20 protein-coding genes are annotated in these 25,110 nt (G+C 59.3%); 6 read left to right on the top strand and 14 right to left on the bottom strand.

Annotation, left to right across the window (positions count from 1 at the left end; translation table 11 throughout):
- Nucleotides 1-57 precede the first annotated feature (57 nt).
- From QWI20_RS22575 to yaaA, 12 genes are all read right to left on the bottom strand, one after another.
- The gene (locus QWI20_RS22575; protein ID WP_369307314.1) at nucleotides 58-714 is read right to left on the bottom strand and encodes an alginate O-acetyltransferase AlgF; all 657 of its coding nucleotides are present in this window, start codon (nucleotides 712-714) and stop codon (nucleotides 58-60) included.
- A gap of 33 nt (nucleotides 715-747) precedes the next feature.
- Complete coding sequence (locus QWI20_RS22570) at nucleotides 748-1,923, bottom strand: alginate O-acetyltransferase (protein ID WP_369307304.1); 1,176 nt, start codon at nucleotides 1,921-1,923, stop codon at nucleotides 748-750.
- Nucleotides 1,924-1,933: 10 nt separating this feature from the next.
- Nucleotides 1,934-3,496: an MBOAT family protein gene (locus tag QWI20_RS22565; RefSeq protein WP_369307303.1), complete on the bottom strand. Its 1,563-nt coding sequence runs from the start codon at nucleotides 3,494-3,496 to the stop codon at nucleotides 1,934-1,936.
- 183 nt (nucleotides 3,497-3,679) lie between these two features.
- A complete protein-coding gene (locus tag QWI20_RS22560) occupies nucleotides 3,680-4,816 on the bottom strand; it encodes a mannuronate-specific alginate lyase (protein WP_369307302.1) in 1,137 nt (378 codons plus the stop codon).
- 7 nt (nucleotides 4,817-4,823) lie between these two features.
- On the bottom strand, nucleotides 4,824-6,263 hold the full coding sequence (locus QWI20_RS22555) for an alginate O-acetyltransferase (RefSeq protein WP_369307301.1): 1,440 nt from the start codon (nucleotides 6,261-6,263) through the stop codon (nucleotides 4,824-4,826).
- Between the two features lie 13 nt (nucleotides 6,264-6,276).
- Nucleotides 6,277-7,911 (bottom strand): mannuronan 5-epimerase AlgG, encoded by a 1,635-nt coding sequence (gene algG, locus QWI20_RS22550; RefSeq protein ID WP_369307300.1) that lies wholly within the window; start codon nucleotides 7,909-7,911, stop codon nucleotides 6,277-6,279.
- 27 nt (nucleotides 7,912-7,938) lie between these two features.
- Nucleotides 7,939-9,444, bottom strand: a complete 1,506-nt coding sequence (locus tag QWI20_RS22545) for an alginate export family protein (RefSeq protein ID WP_346627007.1) — start codon at nucleotides 9,442-9,444, stop codon at nucleotides 7,939-7,941.
- Complete coding sequence (gene algK, locus QWI20_RS22540) at nucleotides 9,441-10,853, bottom strand: alginate biosynthesis TPR repeat lipoprotein AlgK (RefSeq protein WP_369307299.1); 1,413 nt, start codon at nucleotides 10,851-10,853, stop codon at nucleotides 9,441-9,443. Before algK ends, QWI20_RS22545 begins: the two co-directional genes overlap by 4 nt.
- A 2-nt stretch (nucleotides 10,854-10,855) precedes the next feature.
- The gene (locus QWI20_RS22535) at nucleotides 10,856-12,028 is read right to left on the bottom strand and encodes a PilZ domain-containing protein (protein WP_369307298.1); all 1,173 of its coding nucleotides are present in this window, start codon (nucleotides 12,026-12,028) and stop codon (nucleotides 10,856-10,858) included.
- 53 nt (nucleotides 12,029-12,081) lie between these two features.
- Complete coding sequence (locus tag QWI20_RS22530; protein WP_369307297.1) at nucleotides 12,082-13,563, bottom strand: glycosyltransferase family 2 protein; 1,482 nt, start codon at nucleotides 13,561-13,563, stop codon at nucleotides 12,082-12,084.
- A gap of 129 nt (nucleotides 13,564-13,692) precedes the next feature.
- Nucleotides 13,693-15,009 (bottom strand): nucleotide sugar dehydrogenase, encoded by a 1,317-nt coding sequence (locus tag QWI20_RS22525; protein ID WP_192171832.1) that lies wholly within the window; start codon nucleotides 15,007-15,009, stop codon nucleotides 13,693-13,695.
- A gap of 996 nt (nucleotides 15,010-16,005) precedes the next feature.
- On the bottom strand, nucleotides 16,006-16,785 hold the full coding sequence (gene yaaA, locus QWI20_RS22520; RefSeq protein ID WP_369307296.1) for a peroxide stress protein YaaA: 780 nt from the start codon (nucleotides 16,783-16,785) through the stop codon (nucleotides 16,006-16,008).
- A 183-nt stretch (nucleotides 16,786-16,968) separates the two neighbouring features.
- Here yaaA and QWI20_RS22515 point away from each other — a divergent pair, with 183 nt between their 5' ends.
- The 5 genes from QWI20_RS22515 to moaE all read left to right on the top strand — a co-directional run bounded on the left by QWI20_RS22515 (nucleotide 16,969) and on the right by moaE (nucleotide 21,264).
- Nucleotides 16,969-18,225 (top strand): polysaccharide deacetylase family protein, encoded by a 1,257-nt coding sequence (locus tag QWI20_RS22515; protein WP_369307313.1) that lies wholly within the window; start codon nucleotides 16,969-16,971, stop codon nucleotides 18,223-18,225.
- A 311-nt stretch (nucleotides 18,226-18,536) separates the two neighbouring features.
- Nucleotides 18,537-19,931: a PhoH family protein gene (locus QWI20_RS22510; RefSeq protein ID WP_122535850.1), complete on the top strand. Its 1,395-nt coding sequence runs from the start codon at nucleotides 18,537-18,539 to the stop codon at nucleotides 19,929-19,931.
- Between the two features lie 148 nt (nucleotides 19,932-20,079).
- A complete protein-coding gene (gene moaC, locus QWI20_RS22505; protein ID WP_369307295.1) occupies nucleotides 20,080-20,565 on the top strand; it encodes a cyclic pyranopterin monophosphate synthase MoaC in 486 nt (161 codons plus the stop codon).
- Nucleotides 20,566-20,567: 2 nt separating this feature from the next.
- Complete coding sequence (locus QWI20_RS22500) at nucleotides 20,568-20,813, top strand: MoaD/ThiS family protein (protein ID WP_346630880.1); 246 nt, start codon at nucleotides 20,568-20,570, stop codon at nucleotides 20,811-20,813.
- 1 nt (nucleotide 20,814) lies between these two features.
- Nucleotides 20,815-21,264, top strand: a complete 450-nt coding sequence (gene moaE / locus QWI20_RS22495) for a molybdopterin synthase catalytic subunit MoaE (protein ID WP_369307294.1) — start codon at nucleotides 20,815-20,817, stop codon at nucleotides 21,262-21,264.
- Between the two features lie 84 nt (nucleotides 21,265-21,348).
- Here the strand turns inward: moaE and rhlB are convergent, their stop codons facing one another.
- Nucleotides 21,349-22,815 carry an ATP-dependent RNA helicase RhlB gene (rhlB, locus tag QWI20_RS22490; protein ID WP_369307293.1) on the bottom strand — a complete coding sequence of 489 codons (1,467 nt, stop codon included), beginning with the start codon at nucleotides 22,813-22,815 and terminating at the stop codon, nucleotides 21,349-21,351.
- Between the two features lie 114 nt (nucleotides 22,816-22,929).
- On the bottom strand, nucleotides 22,930-23,586 hold the full coding sequence (locus QWI20_RS22485; RefSeq protein ID WP_282369562.1) for an alpha/beta hydrolase: 657 nt from the start codon (nucleotides 23,584-23,586) through the stop codon (nucleotides 22,930-22,932).
- A gap of 490 nt (nucleotides 23,587-24,076) precedes the next feature.
- On the opposite strand from QWI20_RS22485, the gene QWI20_RS22480 reads away from it, so the two are divergent.
- Nucleotides 24,077-25,108, top strand: a complete 1,032-nt coding sequence (locus QWI20_RS22480) for an amino acid ABC transporter substrate-binding protein (RefSeq protein ID WP_369307292.1) — start codon at nucleotides 24,077-24,079, stop codon at nucleotides 25,106-25,108.
- Nucleotides 25,109-25,110: the final 2 nt, after the last annotated feature.

Here is a 25,110-nt window from a genome sequence, read left to right as displayed (position 1 = left end):
TGGCAGCGCGTGGGTGATCACGCGCGCTGCCGGCGGCCTCTCGGCCAGATTCAACGCTTACTGAGTGCCCGTCGGGCGCTTGACCCAGACTGGCGACAGGCTGCTGCCGCTGCCGGTGACGTAGAGAACGGCGGCTTCACCGCGCTCCAGTGCAACCGGCTTCAGGTCGGCCACTTTCTTGTCGCCGTCGAACAGCGCGAAGCTGACTTTGACCGGGTTGATTTCACGCTCGCCGGTGCCCTTGGCAGACACAGCCTTGACCACGTCGGTCTTGCCGTCAGCGGTTTTCAGGGTCAGCGGCTTGTCGCTCAGGTTCTGTACGCGAACCAGCGACTTCTGCTTGTTCTTGAACGGAGGCTCTTCCACCAGTTGCGGCGCGCCCGAGGTGTTGTTGACGATGGTGTAGTAGTGATCGCTGGCCAGTTTCACCGGCAGGGACTGGCTGCCGACTTTGGCGGTGTAGTCGCCCTGGGGCATAAAGCCGAAGTCACTGCTGGCCAATGGGCCGATTTCGTTGAGGCTGGTGTTGCCGACGCTGGCGGAGATTTCGCTGCTGCTGGCGTTGTATACACGCACGAAGGTCGAGCCTTTTGGTGCGGTCGGGCCATAGAGGGCGGCGTCGCCACCGGCGAATGCGGAAAGGGAGACGAAGCCCAGGCTCGCGGCCAGCACGCAGGTTTTCAGCAGGTTGGTTTTGCTCGAACGAACTGGCATTGGGTTCTGCGAAGTCATAGTCAAAGAGTCCTCTCAGTTTTGCGCCCGGGTGGGCGACTTGGAGTTGTTGGCGTTGTCCGCCAGATTCTGTTGGGGGTCACGGGCCTTTTTGAGTTCAGCGATCCACTGTGGGTCGAACTCGGTCAGGTCGTTGTGAGCGGGCAGGTAGCGTTCCGGGAATTCCCAGATCAGCACCTGCGGGGGGCTGCTCTTGAAGGCGTCGGTCTGCAGATACTTGAGCATCGGCAGGATCGGGCCATGGCCGTCTTCGGCGTAATTCACGACATCTGCGTGCAGGGCCTGTTTGAGCGCACCGGCGAAGTTCCAGTTCGGGTTAGCGCTGTAGCTGGTGCCAACCAGGCCGACTGCAACCGAATTGTCAGCGAACAGGGCGTCATCAGTTTCGGCGCCAACTTCAGCCGGGTTGGTACTGCGCTGTTGCAGGTCGTCCGGCTTGGGCAGCAGGTTGCTGAACAGCGGATCCAGCGGCAGGAAGTTGGTCAGATCGCCCTTGTAGGGTTCGGTCGTCTTGGCTTCGGTGACGAAGTTCTGCGGTTCAACGTTCAGCGGCACCTGCTTGCTGATCACGTCACCCAACTGCTGGGCAACGATTTCCGCGCCCATCGGCGTCCAGTGAGTGTCGGTGCGCAGGAACACCTGGCCCTTCTCCTTGGCGCTCTGCAGCGGCGCGAGCAGATCAGGGGCGAGGATGCCGGCCTGAGCCACTTGAGCGTGGAACTGCTGATACAGATCGGTGTGCAGCGTGGCCGGTTTGTTGTCCCCGACATGCTCAGGGTACAAACGGGTCTTGGCCGGTACGATCGCCAGCACCAGTTGCGTGCCTTGCTTTTTCAGGGTGTCGCGCACGCCCTGAATGATCGCCAGGTTGTCTGCCTCGTTCTGCTCGCTGTTGGCAACGGCGTCGAATTCTTCGTCGGTGTACAGCCACTGGTCCTTGCCCAGGATCACGCCCGGACGACCTTCGTTGAACACCTTGTAGTCCAGCGCTGCCCAGAGGTTGGTGCCCAGACGCTTGATCGGAAATGCTTCGTCGTAGTGGGTTTCCACCGCTTTGGTCCAGTGACCATTGAGCACGGTGGTTTCTTTCGACGTCGAGAAACCGATGAAGCTGCGCAGCGACCACAGGCCCAGCACCAGCAGAATCGCCAGGAACAGGAAGATGTAGAGGAAACGTAATGAACGGGTCATGTCAGGCTCCTCAGAACTGGAAGTAAAGGAACGGCGAGAAACTGGCCGCCGAGAGTTTCAGGATCGATGCCACGAACATCAGCAGGATCAGGGCGCGCATGGCATAGCGCGACCAGTCGACGGTCCAGTAGGCAGGCTGAACCTGCGCTTCGGTGCCGACGATGTAACCCGGTTGGTGGATGCTGCCCGGCTTGTCGCCCGGCACGGCCTTGATCAGGCCAGGCTCTGCAGCGGCAGGGCCGTCGGCCTGCGCGGCTTTGTCGGTCGGCTTGGCCGGGGCGCGGTTGCGGTAGAAATCACGCAGGCCGAAGAAGGCGAGGGTGATGTACGCCACAACCAGGGTCGCCACTTGCAGGCCAGTGAGGCTTGCACGGTTGAGTTCCGACAGACCGAAATCGCTGAAGCTGAACATGGCGCCATACATACGAGCGGCAACGTGCAGGTTTTCCGAGCGGAAGATGACCCAGCCCATGACCACCAGCAGGAAGGTGAACGCCCAGCGAACGACGTTGAACGTGCGCGGCGCGGTGTTCAGTCCGATGGCTTTTTCGATCGCCAGCCACACACCGTGCCAGGCACCCCAGACGATGTACGTGATGTTGGCGCCGTGCCACAAGCCACCCAGCAGCATGGTCAGAAACAGGTTGCGATAGGTCGCCACCTTGCCGCCGCGGTTGCCGCCCAGCGTGATGTACAGATAGTCACGCAGCCAGGTCGACAGGCTGATGTGCCAGCGACGCCAGAACTCGGTGATCGACTGGCTGATGTAGGGCTGTTTGAAGTTTTCCATGAAGCGGAAACCCATCATCAGGCCCAGGCCGATGGCCATGTCGCTGTAGCCGGAGAAGTCGAAGTACAGCTGAGCGGTGTACGCCAGCGCGCCGAGCCATGCGTCACCCGTGGTCGGGTTCTGCAGGGCGAAGCAATGATCGGCGACCACTGCCAGCGTGTCGGCAATGAACACCTTCTTGATGAAACCCTGCATGAACCGCGTGCAGCCTTCGGAGAACTTGTCGAGGGTGTGCGTGCGGTTGTTGAACTGATCAACCAGGTCGCGGAAACGCAGTACCGGCCCTGCGATCAGGTGCGGGAAGATCGCCACGAACGCTGCAAAGTCGATGAGATTGCGCGTTGCCGGTGTGTCGCCACGGTAGACGTCAATGATGTAGCTGATGGACTCGAAGATGTAGAACGAGATACCGATCGGCAGCAACACGTGGGTGAGGATGAACGGCTCAAGACCGATCGACGTCATCATCGCGTTGATGCTGTCCACGCCGAAGTTGGCGTACTTGAAATAGCCAAGGATGCCCAGGTCGACCACCACGCCGAGCAGCAGCCAACGCTGAGCCGGTTTGGTTCTGACCCCGGCGGCGCCTACGCGCAGGCCGATCCAGTAGTTCCACAGCGTCACACCTGCGAACAGCGCCAGAAAGTCCACTCGCCACCACGCGTAAAACACGTAGCTGGCGACCAGCAGCAGCAGGTTGCGATAGCGTTGCCCGCTCAGGTAGTACAAGCCGAGAAACACCGGCAAGAACAGGAACAGGAACACGTTGGATGAGAAAACCATCCTTTATCTCTCCATTTGTCCAACATCAAAGGCCGAAGCCCCCCCAAACCCCCCACGCAAAATGGAGGGGTGAAACATGTTCGGTTTAACCCGGAACTACCCTGTGGGAGCGAGCTTGCTCGCTAATAAACAGGTGCCTCTAACGGCCCCTTCGCGAGCAAGCTCGCTCCCACTTTGCTGCTCTTACGAACCGCCCTTGTCACCCTTTTCATGCGTCGGGTCATAAGTGCGGGTCAGGTCGCCGCCGAGGCGGAAGTTCTTGAACGGCTGCATCTTGTGCTTCTGTTCAAGCACGTCCGGGCCGCAGTCATACAGCGAGCAGTACGGTTCCAGCCAGGCGAATTTCATGTCGGTCTTCAGGTCCGTCATGTCTTGCTTTTCGCCGTCGCGGGCAGCGAACTCGCTGCCGGAGTTCTTCACGCCAGCCAGCACGCGATCACCCAGGCGCTTGAGCGCGCCGTTGTTTTCCGGGCGCAGATCGACACCGTTGGCCTGGGCGAAACTCGCGATCATGGCAAGCGGCGGCAGTGCGTAGTTGTGGTACGCCAGCGCACGCTGTTTGCGCTTGAGTTCGTTCGGCAGGAAACCTTGCGGGTCCACCTGATTGGCGGCGATCTTGAATTCCTTCACCGACCAGTCGAACAGGTCCTGGCGATTCGTTGCGACTGCCGTGGACATCACGGCCCAGGCGGCCCAGTAAGAGTGGTTGTTAGTCTTGTCGAGCGGCAGATTGTTCCAGTCGCTGACGACGTGATCCGCCAGTTTGCTGAACCAGGCTTCGATCACCTGCGTTTCCTGCTGGCGGGTGGCCAGAGGATGCGACTCGGAGAACTTCAGGCGCAGGTAGGCGGACGACATGCTGCCCAGCGCCCATTTGCGCATCGACTTGCCGGTGTGGTTGAAGTCGGTGGACTCCAGCGCATCGGCCTTGGCCCAGGTGGTCAGCATGTTCAGCGCGCAATCGAGCTGCTCGGGACGACCGTCGCGCATGTACTGCATCACCACTTTGCTGGTGGCGCGCTCCATGTTCGTGATGTCTTTGGTCGCATCACGGAAGGCCTGCTCGGAAGCGACGTTCAACGTGGCGCGGGCCTTGTCCGAGCCTTCGTATTTGCTGCGAAACTGCAGCGGGCCGGTATAGGGCTGCGGAATGGAGTCGCAGCTAAACTTGCCCTGGCCCGTCTTGAATTTCTCGACACCTTCGTAATAACCCTGCGGCGGCACAAGTGTCGACGCAGCGCTGGCGCCGGTGGCGAACAGTGCCGAGGACATCATTGCCAGCGACAGAAGGGTAGGGAGCATCAGTTTTGGAGTGTGCATAAGAGCCTCATAACCCGGCTTGCGCGGTTTGATGCGCGACATTCGGGAACACGTTGCGTTTGCATACTTTCGCTTCGACCTGCTGTGGCGCAGCGCCCGCTTCCGGACCCTGCACTTCCAGTGCGAGCAATTGCTGGTCAGCCCAGTCCTTGTCATCGCGCAGTTCGAAGGAGAAGCGCCCGTCGGTTTCAGATGTTTCAGGTTTCTCGATCTTCAAGTCTTCGTGGCGACCGTTCATGTACCAGAGGCGCGCCTGAAGGGTTTTCACCGAGTTGTCGGCGAACTTGATGTCGATCTGATTACTGCCGTTGCGCACATCCTTGATGCCGTTTTTGCCGTTGACCAGCAACTCGTTGATCCCTGGTTTGAGGGTGGTGCTGGTGCTCATGATTGCCGGTTTGCCTTCACAGCCGTTGTCCAGCAGCGACATCATCTGGCGATAGATGGTCTCCTGATCCAGGCGGTAAAGCGGCGAGAATTCCCAGATGAGAATCTTCGGTGGGTGTTTCTGGAAGTCTTCGCTGCCCAGGTACTGCAGCATCGAACCTTCAAGGCCGCCGCCCGGGAAGGCGACGTTCAGCACATCAGCACCAATGTATTCCTGCAAAAAACCGGAGAAGTTGTAGTTCTTCCCGCTGTGACTGGTACCGACCAGTGTGATTTCCGGGTTTCCGGAGTCACCAAACAGATCCCCGTCGGCGGCTTCGCCTTTGGGTTCCGTCTCGAACTGGTCCATGTACTGGATGGCGTAACTCGTGCCGCACAATTGACCGGCCATATTGTGAAGAGTGCCCTTCTTGCCCATGCGACCTGACAGGTGGGTCTCGAACTCACGGCGTGGAACACCGGCGAAGGCCTGCATCTTCTTCACGGAATCAGCGACGATTTTCGCCGTGCGCTGAGCGCCATACGGCGTCCAGTGCTGGTCACCGCGGAAGTAAAAGTCGTGGGCCTGTTGCTCATTGGTCAACGGCGACAGGTCCGGCACGGTGTAGCCCATTTTCGCGAAACGACCGAGCATGGCCTGGTAATTACGCAGCGCGGTGTTGTAGTCGAACTTGTCGCGCTCGGCCGGGAACAGCTTGTTGCGATCGACCAGCCCGCGGGTGGGTTGATACACAACCACCAGCTCTACACCCTTGCTCTTGAAGGCATCGTGCAGCATTTGCATGCGGCGATAGCCTTCTGGCGTTGTGTCGAATTCGGTGCGCAGATCTTCACGGGTCCGGAACAACCAGTCGCCCTGGGCCTGAACCAGTGTGGTGAAGTTCTGCTGGTAGCGGCTGACGTAGTTTTTTTCGTCATGCGCTTCAGGGCACAGACTGCAGCAAGGCTCGGCCGTGAAGCTCGGGGCAGTGGTGTCCGCTGCATACGCGCCATTGCTGGCGGCGAACAGTGCAGCGGTCAGGCCCGAGAGGCTGAGCAGTTTGATCAAATGTGCGTGCATAGAAATATCTTCCTCAGTCCCGGAGTTGTTTCTGGCTTTCGACCGGGTCGATCAACACGGCTTTCTGTTGGCGCACCAGCAGATCGAGGATTTCGTCCTGACGGTCGCCCAGTACACCGTTGAAGCTGATCCCGCTGGCTTTGGTCGGTGCGAGCATCGAGACTTTGTACAGCTCGACGCTCAGAGGCGAGTCGATGGACAGCGGGCCTGAACCGTTGGAGGTCAGTTCGCCGCCGACCATGATCAGCGAGACTTCGGCATCGAACGGGTCGAGCTTGATGTCGCGGTCAGTGTCCGACAGGTCCTTGATGTGGCCGTAGACGCCCATCAGACCGTTACCAATGGCCAGGTTTTCGTACAGCTTGATGTTGGTGCTGTTGCGAACCCGGATGCCGTGACGCTTGTTGGCGAACACACGATTGCCCCACAGCAGGTTGTCGGCACTTTCATACAAGGTGATGCCGTCGGTGTGGTTGCGGTAGATCTCGTTGTACGCCACCAGGTTGTTCACGCTGTTACGGTCAAGGACGATGCCGGACAGGTGGTTGTCGTAGCTTTTGTTGTTGATGATGAAGCTGTCGTTCACCTCACGGGAGACGATGATCCCGTGCTTCTTCTTGGTCCCGTACACCGTGTTCTCGGCAATGATCAGACCGTGGGAACGGTCGTGGGGGTCGATGCCGTAGATGATGTTGTCGTGGTAGGTGCTGCCCTTGACCACGAAGTCACGGGTTTCATAGCAGTAGAAGCCGTACCACATGTCCGAGAAGTCAGAATTGACGATCCAGCCGGTGGGCTCGGCGCGGTTCATCTGCGCCTTCATGTTCGGCGTGTACTGGGAAATACTGATGCCGTATGACTTGCTGTTGTTGTAACCCAGGCTCGCCACTTTGGTGTTGAACATGTAGGTCTGGGTGCCACCCCAGGACAGCAGGAACGGACGGAATTCCTTCGGCGCCTTGAACGTCGACGGGCCGTTGGACTTCTCGCTCCAGCCGGTCAGCTTGGTGTCGGACATGAACAGCAGGTTGTCGTTGACCAGAAACGCACCGGCATCCTGAGACAGACGCAGCTCGGTGGTTTTCTTGTCGACTTCAAGGATGCCGTTCTTGCCAACAACGATCGGCAGACGCGCCAGGAACACGCCCGGCGAGGTTTCGCTCAGGTACTGTTTAGGCACCTTCTTCGCCAGCTCCTGCAGGGTCATGTAGCCATCTTCGATGAAGATCGCCTGTGGGATGCCGTGCTGACGGGCCACCCATTCGGCCATCTTGTTGTCACCGCCGATGAATTCCTTCAGCGAGTCTTCCTGCATCATGCGTTTGATCGCAACCTTGCCCGGCTTGCTGCGCACGATCTTCTTCTGCATGGCCTGCAGGGTGTAACCCGAGAGGTCAGGCAGTTTTGGTTTGTCCATCAACAGCGGTTCGATGGGCGGGCTGGTGATGGTGTAGGTCTTGGCCTGATGCAGGCCCTTGACCAGCACATCCTTGCCATCCGCCGGATGCGCCGCAGGGGCGGGAACCGGCAACGGGCTGTTGGCCATGGCCGCAGTGCTGGCGAGCAGCAAGGCGCTGCTCAGCACAGCGCTTTCCAGCAGGGCATAGGGCCATGCCCGGTGACGCAATCTGCTTGCTTGACTGTTCATCTCATTGCACTCCTATCGCGGCTTGCATCAGAAGCGCCAGATGACGTCGACGATGGCGCGGTGCATGTAATCGTCTACACCGCTGTGGTACGCATCGCCCGGTTTGAACACGCCTGCGCGCAGACGAATTAGCGCCGATGGCTCGTCGAACGACTGGCTTACCGCAGCAGGCAGCAGGCCTTGCTTGAAGTACTTGGTGACGACGAGGTCCATTTCCTGGCCCAGGTCCTTGCGGCCGTCTTCGAGGGGCAGCGAGGCAAATGTGCTGACGCCATCGTCATCGACATTTTCCTGAGCAGGGTTGATACCCGCGCCGCCGATGCCCGAATGGCCGTCGACACGACGGAACTTGTGGTAGATCAGCGAGGCGTCGTACTCGTCCTGCATCTGCCAGGACGCGAACAGCGAGCCCGACTCTACGTTGGCCATTTCGCCCTGGAACGCTTCACCGAAGCGATGCACGCGCGAGCGGGTACCGGTCCAGTTCGAGCGGTTGCTTTCCAGACCGTTCTGCTCGTAGTTCTTGCTGGCACGGGAGTAGGCGCCGCCCACTTGCCACATCGGGTCCAGGCGGAAACGCAGGCCCAGGTCGGTGGCCCAGCCGTTGACGTTTTCGTTGTTCTTCTCACCGGCCACGTACTGATCTTCGGCCGCGTTGTAGGTGGTGCCGATGCGGTCACGATCGCCGGTCAGCCAGGTCAGGCTGCCCCAATAGTTGACGGTGTTCAGGTTGCGGTAGTTGTACGCGTCGCTGTTGGCCTGCAGACCCAGCCAGGTCAGGTCGCCCCGCGAGGTCTTGTCCAGGTCGTCGATGGCTGAACCCTGTTGTTTCAGGCTGCCGCCGTCATGACTGTGGTGCGCACGAACGCCCGCCCATTGGCCCGGCGTCCATTGGTATTCCACGTCGCCATACAGGTGCGAGCGATCCTTGTCCTGTGCCGACAGTTCGGTCAGGTCGGTTCGGTATTCGCTGAAGCGCTGGGCGGCTCCCACTTCTGCCTTGAGCAGGGTGGTGTCGAAGGTCCAGTTCACCGCTTCGATGTTGGTGTCGTGCCACTGACCGTCGTCATTGCGCAGACGCTGACGACCGACTTTCAGGATCTCGCCAGGGTAAGGCGTGAAACCGCTGTAGCCGATCCAGAATTCGCGCAGGGCGGCGTAGCTGTCATCCACTTTGCGGCTGTTCGATGTGCTGCGCGAACGCTGGGCGCTCTGACCGTTTGCGTCAGTGACCTGCTGATCCAGCGGGTCGGTCTGAATGGTGTCGGTAGCGGTGACTACCTGGCCCATCGCGTAACCGCTCCAGTTGCCCCACTCGCCATAGGCCCACGGACGCAGATCCAGACCGACACCGTTGACGTCGCCACCGCTGCGGGTGCCGAGGTCACGGTCGTCTTCCATCTGGCCGGTCGCTTTGACTTCGATGCCGAAATTCTGAGTGTCGGTCAGGGCTGCCAGTGTCGGCGTGGCCCAGATCAGGGAGAAGCCCAGACCGAATCCGGCCGCCATCAGAGGGTTCAACTTAAGCTTCATAGAGGTGCGTCCCCGCCGTCTTTTTCTTCTTGCAGGGTCTGCAAGGCCAACGCGTTTTGCGCGGTTGTGCCGCGGACCTGCTGTTCTCGCTGGAGAAGACTCTGCGCCTGGGCGCGCTTCTCAGGCGGCAATTGTTCGTTCAGTTGTTGCGCAAGATCCGTCGCTTGCGGCGTGCCCTGAGCCAGTGCGAGCTGGCCAAAGACCCATGCGTTGACCGGATCAGGCTTGATACCTTTGCCTTGCGAGAACAACTGCGCGAGGGCGAAGTCGGCACTGTTCTGGCCGCCGCGTGCGGAGGTCAGCAACTGGTCGACAGCTTTCTGCGGGTCTGGATGGCCCAGATAACCCCGGCGATACAGCTGACCCAGGTAGTAATGCGCGGAGATCTGCGTCGCAGCGGCCTTGATCAGGTGCTCTTCGGCTTTCTTTGCATCCGGCAAGACCAGCTTGCCTTCGTAATACAGCTTGCCCAGCAGCAACTCGGCGCGCGGTTGATCCGCAGCACGGCCGTTGTCCAGGTATTCCATCATCTTGTTGACGTCGCCCAGTTCGGGGAAGTCGTACAGCAACTGCGCCAGGCTGACCCACGAAGCGGGGTAACCGGGGGCGACTTTCTCCAGCAGCGATTGCGCGGTCTTTTCGTCCGGCTTGCCGAGGGTCGAATCCGCCAGCACGCGAGCAACGCTGTCGACACGCATGGCAGGCACGCTGCCCATGGCGTAGCCGCTTTGCATCTGCTCGATCAGCGCAGCCTGTTTGTCGGCTTCGCCACGCTTCTGGTAGACCGTCGCCAGCTCGGTGTAGCAAACGTCGGTGGTGCGCAGGGCTTGCTTGCAGATGCTTTCGACTTCAGCCAGATGCTGGTCGTAAGTGCCCTGGGTGCGATACAGCAGCACCTGGGCCAGACCCGCTTCCGGGTAACCGCCAGCGCGCCATTCGTTGATCTTCTGCTGCGCATTCACGTTCGGGAACGTGTGCGGGTATTGCAGATAAAGCATCGCCAGCGGAATCAGCGTGCCGGCTTCGCCATTGGCGAAGGCCTTCTTCAGCAGACCTTCGGCTTCACGTTGCTCGGCTTCGGTGGAGTTCGGCTTGACCGCCAGCAACTTGCCCAGGCGCGATTGCGCCCGAGGCGAAGTGGCGGCTGCAGCGCGATACGTTGCCTCGGCCTGCTTGATCAGCTCCGGGTCGCGGGTACCCACCTGGATATCCGCGAGGCCGACCTGTGCATCGCTATAGCCCAGGTCCGCCAGTTGCCGATAGTTCTGCTCCGCCAGCGCGGTGTCGCCGCGTTTCAGGGCTTCGTTGGCCAGGCGCTGATCGGGCAGGCCGGCACAGCCGCCCAAACCGATAGCGATCGCCAGGCTCAACAATGTAGGGGCTGACAAGCTTCGTAGTGGGCTAGCCATGTTTAGAAACCTGCCGCCGTGGCTTTATCGATCAACCAGTTCAGCGACGGGCCGCGAGTGCTCACCACTTCAACCGGGCGACCTGCCAGGCTGCTGTTGATGGCTTCGTCAGGCTGGATCTGAACGCGGATGTCGGAGGACAGGTCAGCAGGGCTCAAAGCCGTGGCGCTGACGATCTTGCCGCTGTGGTCGCCGTCTTCGCCAGCGACCTGGAAGGTCACGCGAGCGCCCGGCTGTACATCGGCGAACTGACGGTAGGTGAAGCGAGCATCGACATTGGCGGCGACGTTGCGCGGGACCATCTGGAAGATCACTTGACCTTTGCTTGCGTACTGACCGTCGGCAACCAGTTGCTTGGCCACGACGCAATCGCAAGGGCTGGTCATGGTGCCGGCCAGTTGACGACCGAACAGTTCTTCGATTTTGGCCGGCTGCATTTCATCCGGGTCCAGGTTGCCTTTCAACATGTCCAGCATGCTGGTGTTGAAGGTCGCCAGCGGTGCGCCTTTGGCGACGTTGCCGTTTGGCGTAACCAGGCTGGTCACGGTGCCTTCACGGGGCATCGTGACATCCAGGCTTGGCACGCTGACCAGGCCCGACGTGGAGTGGCTGACGAAGTACATGCCGTAGACCGACTTGGCGACAAAGCCGAATGCAATCACACCGACAGCGAAGATACCGATGCTGAAGGTCACGGCGCGCAGACGACCGAAAGCACTCAGGCCGCTGCCGCCGTCTTTGGATTTGCGTGCCTTGGTGAAGTTATCGCGCTGCAGGGTCGCCAGCACTTCGCCCATGCTGATGAGATCGCCCGAGAGGTGCGAAGTGATCAGGTGACGCAGGGTCGAGATGTCTTGCGATTCCAGATTCTGGAACTGGCAGCCGACACGGCCAGTGCTCGAATCGATGGTGCGCACTTGCAGGTCAACGTCCATGGCCAGACCGAGGTTGTCGATCAGGAACTGCAGACGACCCTTGATGACCTCACCGACGCCTGGGCGCAGGTTGGCAGGAGCAACGAAGCTCAGACCGCCTGCGGAAAGGTCTTCGACACGCACCAGTGGAGCGTTCGGCTGACCATTGAGCAGTCGCAGTTTGGCCGGGATCTTGACCCGTGCGTGCTGACGCTGGGCTTCGGATTCATGTACGACATTGGCATTCACGGCTGTATTCATGGTGGTAATTCCTGATTAATCGAGTTGATCCATTGTTTCGGTCAGAGGCCCGGTCAGACCATTGTCAGCAGCACGGCAACGAAGATGCTGCCAGCCGAGAAAGTCATGGTCCGCGACGACCAGGTGTTGAACCAACCCTGGAAGCTGGCCATGTCGCGGCTCAGTTTTGTGTCCTGGCGGGTCCAGGACTGTCGGTCGAGACGGAAGAAGACGTAGATCTTCATCAGTGCGCCGACGATCTGGTTGTAATAGAGAATCATCGGATAGGCCGGGCCGATCTTGTGACCGCTGCACGACAGCAGCAGCGTCAGTATCAGACGGGTGATGCCAATCCAGAGCAGGTACGCCAGCAGGTATTCGATACCGAACTTCAGGCTCGCCAGCATCGCGACGGTCAGGCCAAGGATCGACGTCCACATCGACACGCGCTGGTCGAACAGCACGATGCTGGTGAAGACCCCGAGACGACCAACGCCCAGACCCAATGCGCGGGAGTTCTGCCGAAGGTTGTTGCCGTACCAGCGGTACATCAGCTTGCGGCTGGCCTTCAGGAAGCTTTTTTCCGGCGGGTGCTCAACGGTGTTGATCGCGGCATCCGGCACGTAGAACGTGTCGTAGCCCAGGCGCATCAGGCTGAACCAGCTGGACTTGTCGTCGCCGGTCAGGAACTTGAAGCGGCCCAGACGCCAGTGCTGCAGCGAGTCGCTTTCCACGTCGGCGATGAACGCCGGGTCCGTCACCACGGTGGCGCGGAAAACCGACATACGGCCGGTCATGGTCAGCACGCGCTTGGACAGCGCCATCGAGCACATGTTGATGTGACGCTGAGCAAAACGCAGCTTGTGCCACTCGCTCATGATGTAGCCGCCGCGGACTTCACAGAACTCGTTGGTGGTCAGGCCGCCGACGTTGCCGAACAGCTGGAACCACGGAACGGTTTTCTGTACCACGCCCTCAGCCAGCACGGTGTCACCGTCGATCACGGCAACCACGGAGCGGTCGTCCGGCATGTGGCGGGAGATGGCGCGGAAACCGAACGCCAGACCGTCACGCTTGCCGGTACCGGCGATGCGCACGAAGTCGAGCTTCACGTGCTCCGGCGGGTTGTACTTGGCCCACAGTGCCTTGACCAGCAGCTCGTCGGACATTTCCACCAGGGAGCACACGATGGTGGTCGGGAAGCCGCAGTTGATGGCTTCGCGAATCACCGAGCTGTACACCTGAGCGGTGGTCAGCGCATCGATACGAAAGCTGGTGACCATCAGGTACACGTGGGATGGATCGGCTGCCTTGCCCAGCTTGCGCACTTTACGGCGCAGGTGCGGGTAGACGATGTACAGGAAAATCATGCCGCGCACGAAGTGCGTTGCGCCCATCGAGTAACGCCAGATGCCGACGATACCGATCAGGAAAATAAAATCTTTGGAGTGCGAGTCAAACAGCGATGCAGGCAGCGCCATGGCTATGGCCGCCAGCAACGTCAGATAAAACAGCCAACCTGCGGCCTGGAGGAAGCCGTGCTTCAGCCTTTGCATAGTGTGTATCCCTAAGTCAGTTGCAACCTCAAGCCGCAAGCTTCAAACCTCCAGTCGCTGGCGCTGAAGCCCGGGACTGGAGGGATGAAGCCTGAAACTTGCAGCTCGTGGCTTGCAGCTCGCTGTGTGTTACCAGCAGATACCTTCGATTTGACCGTTTTCGGTGGTGGTGCCTTTCATGAAGCCCACCAGGTCAATCACACGCTTGCCGGCTGGCGCGTTGTTGGCGAGTGCACGGAAGCGCTCGTCGCGGTTACCCAGGATGATCACGTCGGAGTTGTTGATGACCGCGTCGAAGTCCGAGTTCAGCAAGGACGAAACGTGCGGGATCTTGGACTCGATGTAGTCTTTGTTGGCGCCGTGAACGCGAGCGTATTCAACGTTGCTGTCGAAGATGCTCAGGTCATAGCCTTTACCGATCAGCATTTCTGCCAGCTCGACCAGTGGGCTTTCGCGCAGGTCATCGGTACCGGCCTTGAAGCTCAGACCCAGCAGGGCAACTTTGCGAGTGTCGCTGGCGGCGACGATGTCGAAAGCGTTCTGCACCTGGGAGACGTTGCTGCGCATCAGGGAGTTGAGCAGGGGAGCTTCAACGTCCAGAGAGCTGGCGCGGTAGGTCAGGGCACGGACGTCTTTCGGCAGGCAGGAACCGCCGAACGCGAAGCCTGGGCGCATGTAGTACTGCGACAGGTTCAGAGCCTTGTCCTGGCAAACCACGTCCATCACTTCACGGCCGTCGACGCCGACTGCCTTGGCGATGTTGCCGATTTCGTTGGCGAAGGTGACCTTGGTCGCGTGCCATACGTTGCAGGTGTACTTGATCATTTCGGCAACGGCGATGTCCTTGCGGATGATCGGTGCGTCGAGTTCTTCGTACAGGGACTGCAGAACGTCACCGGACGCCTTGTCGAATTCGCCGATAACGGTCATTGGCGGATGGTCGTAGTCGGCAATCGCGGTGCTTTCACGCAGGAATTCAGGGTTGACTGCGACACCGAAGTCGACGCCGGCCTTCTTGCCCGAGCAGTCTTCGAGGATCGGGATGACAACGTTTGCGACGGTGCCCGGCAGAACGGTGCTGCGCACGACGATGGTGTGACGGGTGCTCTTGTCACGCAGTACGAAGCCGATTTCGCGGCAGACCGATTCAATGAAGTCCAGCTCCAGATCGCCGTTCTTTTTGCTTGGCGTTCCGACGCAGATCATCGACAGGTCAGTGTCGCGAATGGCTGCGGAGAAGTCTGTTGTGCCGCGCAGTTTGCCGGTCTTGATGCCGGTTTCCAGCAACTCGCCCAGACCTGGCTCAACGATTGGCGATTTGCCCTTGTTGATCAGATCGATCTTGGCGGCGGAGATGTCCACGCCAACAACATCATGACCACGCGCCGAGAGGCAGCCTGCGCAGACTGCACCGACATAGCCCAAACCAAAGATGCTGATACGCATAGTAATCTCCTCGATGTTTACGCCATTAGTTGGCCGAATATAAAAACTGTCTTACAACTTTTGCGCACTCGTACGCACGGCAATGAATGTCGCGTGACAAGCACAGGCAGAATTAAGGGTGAGTTACCTATATGAAAGGCAAACCCGAATGTTACAGATCAAAAGTGTCGAGTAGCCCATACATATTTATATAGGTTCCCGATCTGGGATGTGGCAGGCACTCCAACGGATGGTTTGCGCGTCGTGCTCAGGCGGTCAAGGACAAGGCTTTTAGCCGTCTCCCGATGAATCAGCCCCGATTCACGACTGCGGGCACCCGAATGGTGCTAGCTCAGTTCACTTCAACTAGTTTGGTGCGTGACTCCTTGTACGTACCACTTGACCAATGGGTCTAACTTCGTTGAGAAGCAACTTCCAGATCTGTCCATGTGCCATGTAAGAGATATCCTACATGGGGGACGAGAATTGTTACGGGAAGTAGGAGCGTGGGCATTCCCCATAAGTTCCTGGCCGCTCGTCCTCTTTTTGAGATTTTTCGTAACACCCGGCGGTTTTCAGCAGGATCCAACGTGAACCCAATCAAGGTTTGAGCCTTAGTTTGTAAGGCTTTGGCCGACGTGCAGACTGGAGTGCCACTAGTTCAAATGAACGTGCCGAAATCCGCAAAAAAAGTTGTTAAATTTTTGAGAAAAAAATGATCACTAATTTTTTGACTGTTAGTTGGCGCCAATTAGTCGGCAGCACTACCGTTCGTCCGCGCAAACTGCAGGTTATGAACTAAGTAAGTGGGGAAATTGCGAACAGAGTCACTGTTAATCTTTACTTTCGGTTGGATGGATAGACGCATTCGAATGATGGGACCACCCGATGCGCACTTAAAATGCAAGGCATGTGTCCTGAGAGGTGCACCGAAGTGGGGATCGAATGACGTTGCGGCGCCCGTCAACGATTGAAGACGGGCGATGCTTGCGGGCGAAAAGGACGGGTAGGTGCAGGTCAGGCGTCTTGCTCATCGCGCAGGAAGATGAGCTTGTCCGGGGAGGACAGCTCTTTGCTGTATCGATAGCCGTGAGCATCGAACTGCGTCAAGTCTTTGGGCTTGCTGATGCGCTCGGAAATCACGAAGCGAGTCATCATGCCCCTGGCTTTCTTGGCGTAGAAACTGATGATCTTGTACTGACCGTTTTTCTGGTCGCGGAACTCGGTTTCGATCACGCGGGCATTAAGTGCCGGACGCTTGACCGCTGAAAAGTACTCGTTCGACGCCAGGTTGAGCAGCACATCGTCGCCCTGTTCTTTCAGCGCTTCGTTCAGCCACTCGCTGATGCGGTCGCCCCAGAATGCGTAAAGGTCCTTGCCCCTCGCGTTGGCCAGCTTGGTGCCCATTTCCAGGCGATAGGGTTGCATCAGGTCCAGAGGGCGCAGCAATCCATAGAGCCCGGACAGCATACGCAGGTGCTTCTGGGCGTACGTCAGATCAGGTCCGCTCAGGGTGTCGGCGTCGAGACCGGTGTACACGTCGCCCTTGAATGCAAGCAGCGCCTGCTTGGCGTTTTTTGGGGTGAACGCCGGATTCCAGCTGCCATAGCGGGCGGCATTGAGGCCGGAGAGCTTGTCGGACAGATGCATCAGCTCACCGATCTGCGCCGGGGTCATGTCGCGCAGCTGGCTGATGAGCTCCTGGGAGTGATCCAGAAATTGCGGCTGGGTGTAGCGTTTGGTAGTAGGTGGCGTGTCGAAATCGAGGGTTTTGGCTGGGGAAATCACCATCAGCATGGGCATGTCTCCTTTGATCGTCGGGCGATTCTAGGGGTTGCGTGCGGATCACTCCAGCTATGGTGTCGATAGGCGCGCTCCTACAGCAGCGGTGCCGGAATCCGGCATTCTGGCCCAAAGCAAATCCGCTATAGTGCCTCGCCGGTTTTCGGCCTCTTTATCAAGGATTGGGAGCACGTCGTGTTGCGCATGCTGTTAATGATCGGAGCCTGCTTGCTGGGGCTCAACGCACAGGCGGCCACTGGCGATATTGCGATGCTGGATCGCACAGTCTGGCCGGAGGCGCTGGAAACGCCGCAGCTGTTTGACGTCGCGTCTCGTGCGCAAATTCTCAGCTTCGCCCATCAGTTGCTGGAAAGCGAAAACCTCAGCGACGCCCAGCTGAGTGCGCGTCTCGGCCTGCGGCAGATCAACCTGCCGACGGTGAACCTGATCCGCACACGGCTATGGACGCGGCTGTTCGAGAATTGGACATTCGCTGAAAAGACCTGTGAAGCCGATGCATCATTCTGTGTGCTGGTTGACGACGTGCCGATGCTGCGTCAGCGCGCCGCCGAATACAAAGTGGCCGATGATTCCTTCTATGCGAAGTGGGCTGCGCCGGCCGATGCCTTCAACCAGCGTTATCTCAACGAACTGTTGCGCATGGCCGCCTTGTTCCCGCAGACCAGCAGCGAGATCGAGCGCTACAACTCCGACGAACTCAGCGGCGAAGAAATGCCGGACCGGACTTTCCTGCTCAATTTCGAGAGCGGTCCGACCGTTGCTGACGGGGCGACCGACTGGCTGGCCGATTTCATGCGCCAGCAAAAGATCACCGCCACATTTTTTGTGCTGGGCAAGGCCCTGCAAAGTCGTTTGGACAGCACCTCGCCCCAGGCGCTGCAAACGCTCTACCGCCAGCAATGCGTCGGCCTGCAGGGCTGGGAGTTCAGATCCCACGCCCACTGGCGCGACTGGCAAGACTCCATCGAGCGTACGGCCGCGCTGGTTCAGCAGCAGCTGCCGGACAATTTCGTGCCGCTGTTCCGCCCGCCTTACGGCCATCGTCGTGCCGACAGCGCGGCATTTTTCCGGGATCAGCAGCTGCGAGTCTCGCTGTGGAACATCGATTCCCAGGACAGCACCGGACGCATCAGCGCCGAGCAGGCTGCCAACCGGGTGCTCACGCTGATGCTGCTCTGGCGGCGCGGCAATGTGGTGTTCCATGACAGCACGGACAAACCGCAGCAGGCGGTGCCATGGCTGATGGCCAATACCGCGCAAAGCGGGGTGATGTGGGAAGACTGCCATATCTATCCGCAGCAGTTGGCGGACGAAGAGGATACACCGGATGAGGAGGATGATACGCCCGACGATGACGCCGCAGACGAACCAGCCGAGCAGCCGGGCGCAGCGGTTGAGCAGACGGCGCCGCCAGTGAAAGAAGGAGAACAATGAGAGGGTAGGTGGGAAATTTCTGAGGATTTGTCCCGGACCGGACTTCCGACTTTAAACGCGGCTGACCCATCCGCCAAGGGCTAATTTGCCCCCTGAGAAATAAACTTCAAAAAGCGCCGAAACGCGTTTTTATGTCATCGGTTTTGCGGTATTACGACAACAGACCGCCGAACCCTGCAACACAGGTGGCGTCATTCCAGACCCCACTTTGCGCAATTTTCTCCTGCCTCAAGGGGAAAGCCTCGGCGGCCTTTTCGTGGCGCAGCATCGCTGTGTGTTGCGTCACTTGGCTACTACAAAGGTGAGCGAGTATGGATGACCACGGACGCACCCCTTCCTCTAACCAGCCAATCCTTTACGTGCTCGATACCAACGTATTGATCCATGATCCAAACGCACTTCTGAATTTCGAAGAACATCACGTTGCACTCCCCATGACAGTCCTGGAAGAACTGGACAAGCTCAAGGCGGGCAAGCACTCGGTGGCTGCTGAATGTCGGCAGGCGATCCGGTTGATTGACAAGACCCTCGGCGAAGCGACCCCGGAGGAGGTCGAAAAAGGCGTACCTATCGATCGCGGTACAGGCGTTTTCAAGGGTTATCTGTCCATCCTCATGAACAAGCGGCAAGAGCCCAACCGGGTGCTGCCCGACAACCTCAATGACAACATCATCATCAACCAGCTGATTGACCTGCATGCGCGTAAAAAGGACACGCGCATCGTGCTGGTCACCAAAGACATCAACATGCGCCTGAAGGCGCGTGCCTGCGGCATCGAGGCCGAGGACTACAGCACCGACCAACTGGTCGACGATGTGTCGATGCTGTCCCGCGGTTACCACAACATGACCGGCTCTTTCTGGGACCGGGTGAGCAAAGTCGATACCCGCCAGGATCATGGCCGTACCTGGCACAAAGTGCAGATGATCGAGCAGATTCCGTCTGTGCACATCAATGAGTTCATCATCGATGAGCAAGGCTTCGTCGGTTGGGTCAAAGGCGTCAAGCCTGACGAGCTGCTGTTGCTGGACATGCACCAGGAGCCGCTGCTGCACCAGGAAGCGTGGGGGCTGAAGCCGCGTGACATCTATCAAGGGCTGGCGCTGTTTGCGCTGCTCGATCCGGACATTCATCTGGTCAACCTGTCCGGCGCGGCCGGCTCGGGCAAAACCATTCTCGCCCTGGCCGCTGCCATCGAGCAGACCATGGTCAGCAAGCGTTATCGCCGCATTATCGCCACCCGAAGCGTGCAAGGGCTCGACCAGGAGATCGGCTTTCTGCCCGGCACCGAAGCGGAAAAAATGGAGCCATGGCTCGGCGCGATCACCGACAACCTGGAAGCGTTGCACATGGATGATGAAAACACCCATGGCAGCGTCGATTACATCCTGAGCAAGGTGCCGCTGCAGTTCAAATCCCTCAACTACATTCGCGGCCGAAGCTTCCAGCAGAGCCTGATCCTGATCGATGAATGCCAGAACCTCACACCGCACCAGATGAAAACCATCATCACCCGTGCCGGCGCCGGCTCTAAAGTGGTCTGCCTGGGCAACCTGGCGCAGATCGATACCCCTTATCTGTCGGCCACCAGTTCGGGGCTGACCTACCTGACGGAGCGTTTCAAAGACTTCCCCAACGGCGTGCACATCAGTCTGCAAGGTGTCCCACGCTCGATCCTGGCTGAATACGCGGAGAGCCATTTGTAAAGTGACAGCAGCTTCAAGCCTCTAGCCTCAAGCTGCAAGCCGACGTCCGCTCAGGGTCGTTAGCTTGCAGCTTGCAGCTTGCAGCTTGCAGCTTGTAGCTTCCAGCCCTAACTCCCTACAATCCCCGCTCCTGTTCAGGAGTCATCCCGTGCTCACTCATCTCGATTCCCAAGGTCGCGCCCACATGGTCGACGTCACTGAAAAAGACGTTACGTTCCGCGAGGCGGTGGCCGAAGCGCGCGTGCGCATGCTGCCCGAAACCCTGCAAATGATCGTCGCAGGCGGGCATCCCAAAGGGGACGTATTTGCCGTCGCGCGCATTGCGGGCATTCAAGCCGCGAAGAAAACCAGCGATCTGATTCCCCTCTGTCATCCGTTGATGCTCACGGGCGTAAAGGTCGAACTCACCGCCGAAAGCCCTGACACCGTGCACATCGTTGCGCGCTGCAAACTCTCAGGCCAGACCGGGGTGGAAATGGAAGCGTTGACCGCCGCCAGCATCGCGGCCCTGACGATCTACGACATGTGCAAGGCGGTTGACCGCGGCATGACCATCGAACACGTGCGGTTGCTCGAAAAGCTCGGTGGCAAGAGCGGACACTTCATCGCCAACGACCAGGTGAGCGCCCAATGACCATTCACGTACAAGTCCAATACTTCGCGCGTTTTCGCGAAACCCTCGGCACCGAGAGCGAGAACCTTGAAGGTTCATTCGCCACCATCGACGCCGTGCGCCAGCATTTGCTCGAGCGCGGCGGTGTGTGGGAAGTGCTGAGTGAGAAAGGCATCATGTGCGCCCGCAACCAGGAGCTGTGCTCGCTGGACACGCCCGTCGAACCAGGCGATGAGGTGGCGTTCTTTCCGACCGTCACCGGAGGCTGATATGGCAGTTCGAGTACAAGCCGCCGCGTTCGATCCGGGCGCGGAAGTCAATGCCATGCACGACGCCAACGTCGGCGTGGGTGCGGTGGTCAGCTTTGTGGGCTATGTGCGGGATTTCAACGACGGCCGTGAGGTCGCGGGGATGTTTCTCGAGCACTACCCCGGCATGACCGAGAAGGCGCTGCTTAAAATCGTTGATGAGGCGCAGCAGCGCTGGCCGTTGCTCAAGCTGGAAGTGATTCATCGGGTAGGCGAGTTGGAACCGGGTGAGCCAATCGTGCTCGTCGCGGCGGCCAGCGCCCATCGCCAGGCGGCATTTGAAGCCTGTGATTTCGTCATGGACTATCTGAAAACCCGCGCGCCGTTCTGGAAGAAGGAAAACACTTCAGAAGGGCCGCGCTGGGTTGAGGGCCGCGACAGCGATCACAAGGCTGCAGATCGCTGGAAGTAACCTGCTGGACACAGGGTGCCAGGGGAGGCACCGTGCCAAGAATTCCCAGTGATTCGCAGTCAGTGCGGTCAACTGCTGAGCAGCTTATTCCGCTGCAGGAATCGCCCGCTGCACGCGCACCACCGGCCGTAGCAACACGGTCGGCGGCGTTTCGCAGCTGATCTTGCGACCCAGCTTCTCTTCGATCGACGGCAGCTGATACGAATCGTCTTCACCGGCGAAGCTGATGGACACGCCGTCTGCGCCAGCACGACCGGTGCGGCCGATGCGGTGCACGTAGTCGTCCGGGACTTCCGGCAGGGTGAAGTTGATCACGTGGCTGATGCCGTCGATGTGAATCCCGCGACCGGCAACGTCAGTGGCCACCAGTACGCGAATCTTGCCTTCGCGAAACCCTTCCAGCGTCTTGATGCGCTTGTGCTGCGGCACGTCGCCTGACAACTGCGCGGCATTGATGCCGTCACGCACCAGGCGCTCTTCGATACGCCGCACTTCATCCTTGCGGTTGGCGAACACCATGACCCGCTCCCAACCGTGATCATTGATCAGATTGAACAGCAGCTTGTACTTGTCGGCGCCGGCAACAGCGTAGATGTGCTGCTCGACGGTGTCGCTGGCGACGTTCAGTGATTCGATCTCGACGATCGCAGGGTCAGTAGTCCACTGCTTGGCCAGGTTCATCACGTCTTCAGTGAAGGTGGCGGAGAACAGCAGCGTCTGACGCTCGCCCTTGTGCGGAGTCTGGCGAATGATCGAGCGGACCTGAGGGATGAAGCCCATGTCGAGCATGCGGTCGGCTTCGTCCAGCACCATGACTTCAACCATGTCCAGGTGCACTTCGCCGCGCTGGGCAAAGTCCAGCAGACGGCCTGGCGTGGCAACCAGAATGTCGCAGTGGCGCGCTTCGAGATGTTTAAGCTGCTTGTCGAAATCCATACCGCCCACGAACGTCATCACGTTGAGGTCGGTGTACTTGGTCAGCGCCTCGGCGTCTTTGGCGATTTGCACCACCAGCTCGCGGGTCGGCGCAATGATCAGCGCACGGGGTTCACCCATGTAGCGCTCTTTCGGCGGAGGCGTCTGCGTCAGTTGAGTAATGATGGAAATCAGGAAGGCGGCGGTCTTGCCGGTGCCGGTCTGGGCGCGGCCGATGGCATCGCGGCCTTTGAGGGTGTAACCCAGAACGCCCGCCTGGATCGGCGTGCAGTACGGGAAGCCCAGGTCCTGAATCGCGTGCATCAGTTCGGGGGCGAGGGGGAAATCGTGGAAACGGGTTTTGCCTTCCAGGGGCTCGACGACGAAGTCTTCTGATTTCCAGGGAATGACGACGGGCTTGGGCGCCCGTTCACGGCGCGGGCGTTCAGCCTTGGCGGGTGACGTAACGGCCGGTGCGGTGGCTGGCAAATGCTCGGGCGCAGGCACGTGCACGTCTGCTGCTGACGGTTCCCGCGAGACGCTTTCGGTCTGGCGCTGGGGGACGGGGAGGGGAGCAGCAGGCGCGAGCGGCTCAGCCTCGCTTTTTCCGAACATCTTTTTAAGTGCTTTGAGCACGGTGATCTCATCGATAGATTTAGGAATGTACGCCGGGGAGTGTAAAGCAAGAACCCGGCGCGGCGTAGTGTCCTAGCAAATCCGCAACGTAATTGGAAGGATCAAATGAGTGGACTAGCGAAGCTTATCCGCGAGCCAGACACCTATGTCGGAAATTTCCTGCGGTAACACTTCGTGCTCCATTGGGTATTCCTGCCATGTCACGGTGACGCCCTGGGCCTTCAAATGCTCGTAAGCCGCTCGCCCCATGGCGTGCAAGACCACCGGGTCATTGCTCCCGTGCAAGCAATAGGCCGGGATGCGTTGCTGGCTCGCAGACAGGCTCATCTCGTCGCTGAAAGTCGGTGCGTACGTGGACAGCGCGAGCACGCCACCGAGGGGGCCTTCCCAGCGCAGGAAGGCGGTGTGCAACACCACGGCGCCGCCTTGGGAAAAGCCTGCCAGGAAGATTCGGGCCGGGTCGATGCCGCTGTCCCGTTGCTGTTCGATCAGTTTGATGACGTCTTGTGCCGAGCCTTCCAGCTCGCCGCTGTCGATGGCGCGGGCCGGGCTCATGGCCTTGATGTCGTACCAGCTGGGCATCGCGTAGCCACCGTTGATGGTGACGGCCCGGGTCGGGGCCTGCGGCAGAATGAACCGCGTGGTCTTCAGCGTCTTCTGCAGCATCTCGGCCACCGGCAGGAAATCGTAGCGATCAGCCCCCAGACCGTGCAGCCAGATGACGCAGGCGTCGACTGCCAATTCCGGGTCGATGATCAGCGGTTCAGTCATGTGTGCTCCATTAGTGTGCGGCACCTCTGGCGCAGCGCTTTAAGGCGGTGCGTCAGCTCGTGTGCGGGTGAGTGAAAGATGTCGCAAGGTTACAAGTTTTGAACTTGACCTGTCGCTAATTCGACATTGCCAGCATGGTGGTACGGGCTTTGCTACACAACCCGCGGAGTGAAGGCGCTCACCTCAGGCGGTAACACTAATAGGCTATCAAGCAGACAGCCGTGTGTTGCGTCAGAGGCAGCATGGGATCATCGAGCAGGATTCCCGGCACGATTCGCTTTGAACCTCGGGGTTCAAGGACATCATGGGGCTTCAGTCTGCTGGACTCGCAACATGCCGAACACGCGATGACCAGATGCCTGGCGTCGGTGGCGGTTAACGGGTTCAACGTCGCATGACCCAAAAACAAGCCAGCACGGGTCATGAATGCCTCACAAGGGTGCGACGGGGCTAAGGCTCCTACACAACAAAGAGCAAACTGGAGGTTTGAATGAAGATGTTGAAATCCACCCTGGCTGTAGTGGCCGCCGCTGCAGCGCTCGGTCTGACCGGGTTCGCTCAAGCGGGTGCCAAGCTGGACGCCATTCAGAAGAAGGGCTTTATTCAGTGCGGCGTCAGTGACGGTCTGCCAGGCTTCTCGGTTCCGGACGCAAGCGGCAAGATCCAGGGCATCGACGCCGACTTCTGCCGTGCTGTCGCTGCTGCGATTTTTGGCGACGCGACCAAGGTCAAGTTCAGCCAGCTGAACGCCAAAGAACGCTTCACCGCGCTGCAGTCCGGCGAAATCGACATCCTGTCGCGCAACACCACCTGGACCAGCTCCCGCGACGCGAGCATGGGTCTGGTGTTCCCGGGCTTCGTTACTTATTACGACGGCGTTGGCTTCCTGGCCAACAGCAAGCTGGGCGTGAAAAGTGCCAAGGAACTGGACGGCGCGACCATCTGTATTCAGGCCGGTACCACCACTGAGCTGAACGTGTCGGACTACTTCCGCGCCAACAACCTCAAGTACACCCCGATCACCTTCGACACCTCCGACGAAAGCGCCAAGTCGCTGGAATCCGGTCGTTGCGACGTGCTGACCTCCGACAAATCCCAGCTCTACGCACAGCGCTCCAAGCTGGCTTCGCCGAAGGACTACGTCGTTCTGCCTGAAACCATCTCCAAAGAACCGCTGGGCCCTGTTGTCGCCCGTGGCGATGAAGACTGGACCACCATCGTTCGCTGGGTGGGCTACGCGCTGCTGAACGCAGAAGAAGCAGGTGTCACGTCGAAAAACGTTGAAGCCGAAGCCAAATCCACCAAAAACCCTGACGTTGCGCGTTTGCTGGGTGCCGACGGCGATTACGGTCCGCAGCTCAAGCTGAAGAAAGACTGGGTCGTGCAGATCGTCAAGCAAGTCGGTAACTACGGCGAAATGTTCGAGAAGAATCTGGGCGCAGGCACTCCTCTGGAGATTGCTCGCGGTCAGAACGCTCTGTGGAACGCTGGCGGCATTCAATACGCACCACCAGTGCGTTGATT

It is taken from the genome of Pseudomonas sp. W2-17, from assembly GCF_041060445.1.
Taxonomy (GTDB): domain Bacteria; phylum Pseudomonadota; class Gammaproteobacteria; order Pseudomonadales; family Pseudomonadaceae; genus Aquipseudomonas.
This window is presented reverse-complemented; position numbering and strand designations above follow the sequence as displayed.

What these genes read in the sequence shown, in the direction of transcription:
- QWI20_RS22575 (WP_369307314.1), bottom strand. Translation starts at nt 714, where the DNA reads ATGCCAGTTCGTTCGAGCAAAACCAACCTGCTGAAAACCTGCGTGCTG.
- QWI20_RS22570 (WP_369307304.1), bottom strand. Translation starts at nt 1,923, where the DNA reads ATGACCCGTTCATTACGTTTCCTCTACATCTTCCTGTTCCTGGCGATT.
- QWI20_RS22565 (WP_369307303.1), bottom strand. Translation starts at nt 3,496, where the DNA reads ATGGTTTTCTCATCCAACGTGTTCCTGTTCCTGTTCTTGCCGGTGTTT.
- QWI20_RS22560 (WP_369307302.1), bottom strand. Translation starts at nt 4,816, where the DNA reads ATGCACACTCCAAAACTGATGCTCCCTACCCTTCTGTCGCTGGCAATG.
- QWI20_RS22555 (WP_369307301.1), bottom strand. Translation starts at nt 6,263, where the DNA reads ATGCACGCACATTTGATCAAACTGCTCAGCCTCTCGGGCCTGACCGCT.
- algG (WP_369307300.1), bottom strand. Translation starts at nt 7,911, where the DNA reads ATGAACAGTCAAGCAAGCAGATTGCGTCACCGGGCATGGCCCTATGCC.
- QWI20_RS22545 (WP_346627007.1), bottom strand. Translation starts at nt 9,444, where the DNA reads ATGAAGCTTAAGTTGAACCCTCTGATGGCGGCCGGATTCGGTCTGGGC.
- algK (WP_369307299.1), bottom strand. Translation starts at nt 10,853, where the DNA reads ATGGCTAGCCCACTACGAAGCTTGTCAGCCCCTACATTGTTGAGCCTG.
- QWI20_RS22535 (WP_369307298.1), bottom strand. Translation starts at nt 12,028, where the DNA reads ATGAATACAGCCGTGAATGCCAATGTCGTACATGAATCCGAAGCCCAG.
- QWI20_RS22530 (WP_369307297.1), bottom strand. Translation starts at nt 13,563, where the DNA reads ATGCAAAGGCTGAAGCACGGCTTCCTCCAGGCCGCAGGTTGGCTGTTT.
- QWI20_RS22525 (WP_192171832.1), bottom strand. Translation starts at nt 15,009, where the DNA reads ATGCGTATCAGCATCTTTGGTTTGGGCTATGTCGGTGCAGTCTGCGCA.
- yaaA (WP_369307296.1), bottom strand. Translation starts at nt 16,785, where the DNA reads ATGCTGATGGTGATTTCCCCAGCCAAAACCCTCGATTTCGACACGCCA.
- QWI20_RS22510 (WP_122535850.1), top strand. Translation starts at nt 18,537, where the DNA reads ATGGATGACCACGGACGCACCCCTTCCTCTAACCAGCCAATCCTTTAC.
- moaE (WP_369307294.1), top strand. Translation starts at nt 20,815, where the DNA reads ATGGCAGTTCGAGTACAAGCCGCCGCGTTCGATCCGGGCGCGGAAGTC.
- QWI20_RS22485 (WP_282369562.1), bottom strand. Translation starts at nt 23,586, where the DNA reads ATGACTGAACCGCTGATCATCGACCCGGAATTGGCAGTCGACGCCTGC.
- QWI20_RS22480 (WP_369307292.1), top strand. Translation starts at nt 24,077, where the DNA reads ATGAAGATGTTGAAATCCACCCTGGCTGTAGTGGCCGCCGCTGCAGCG.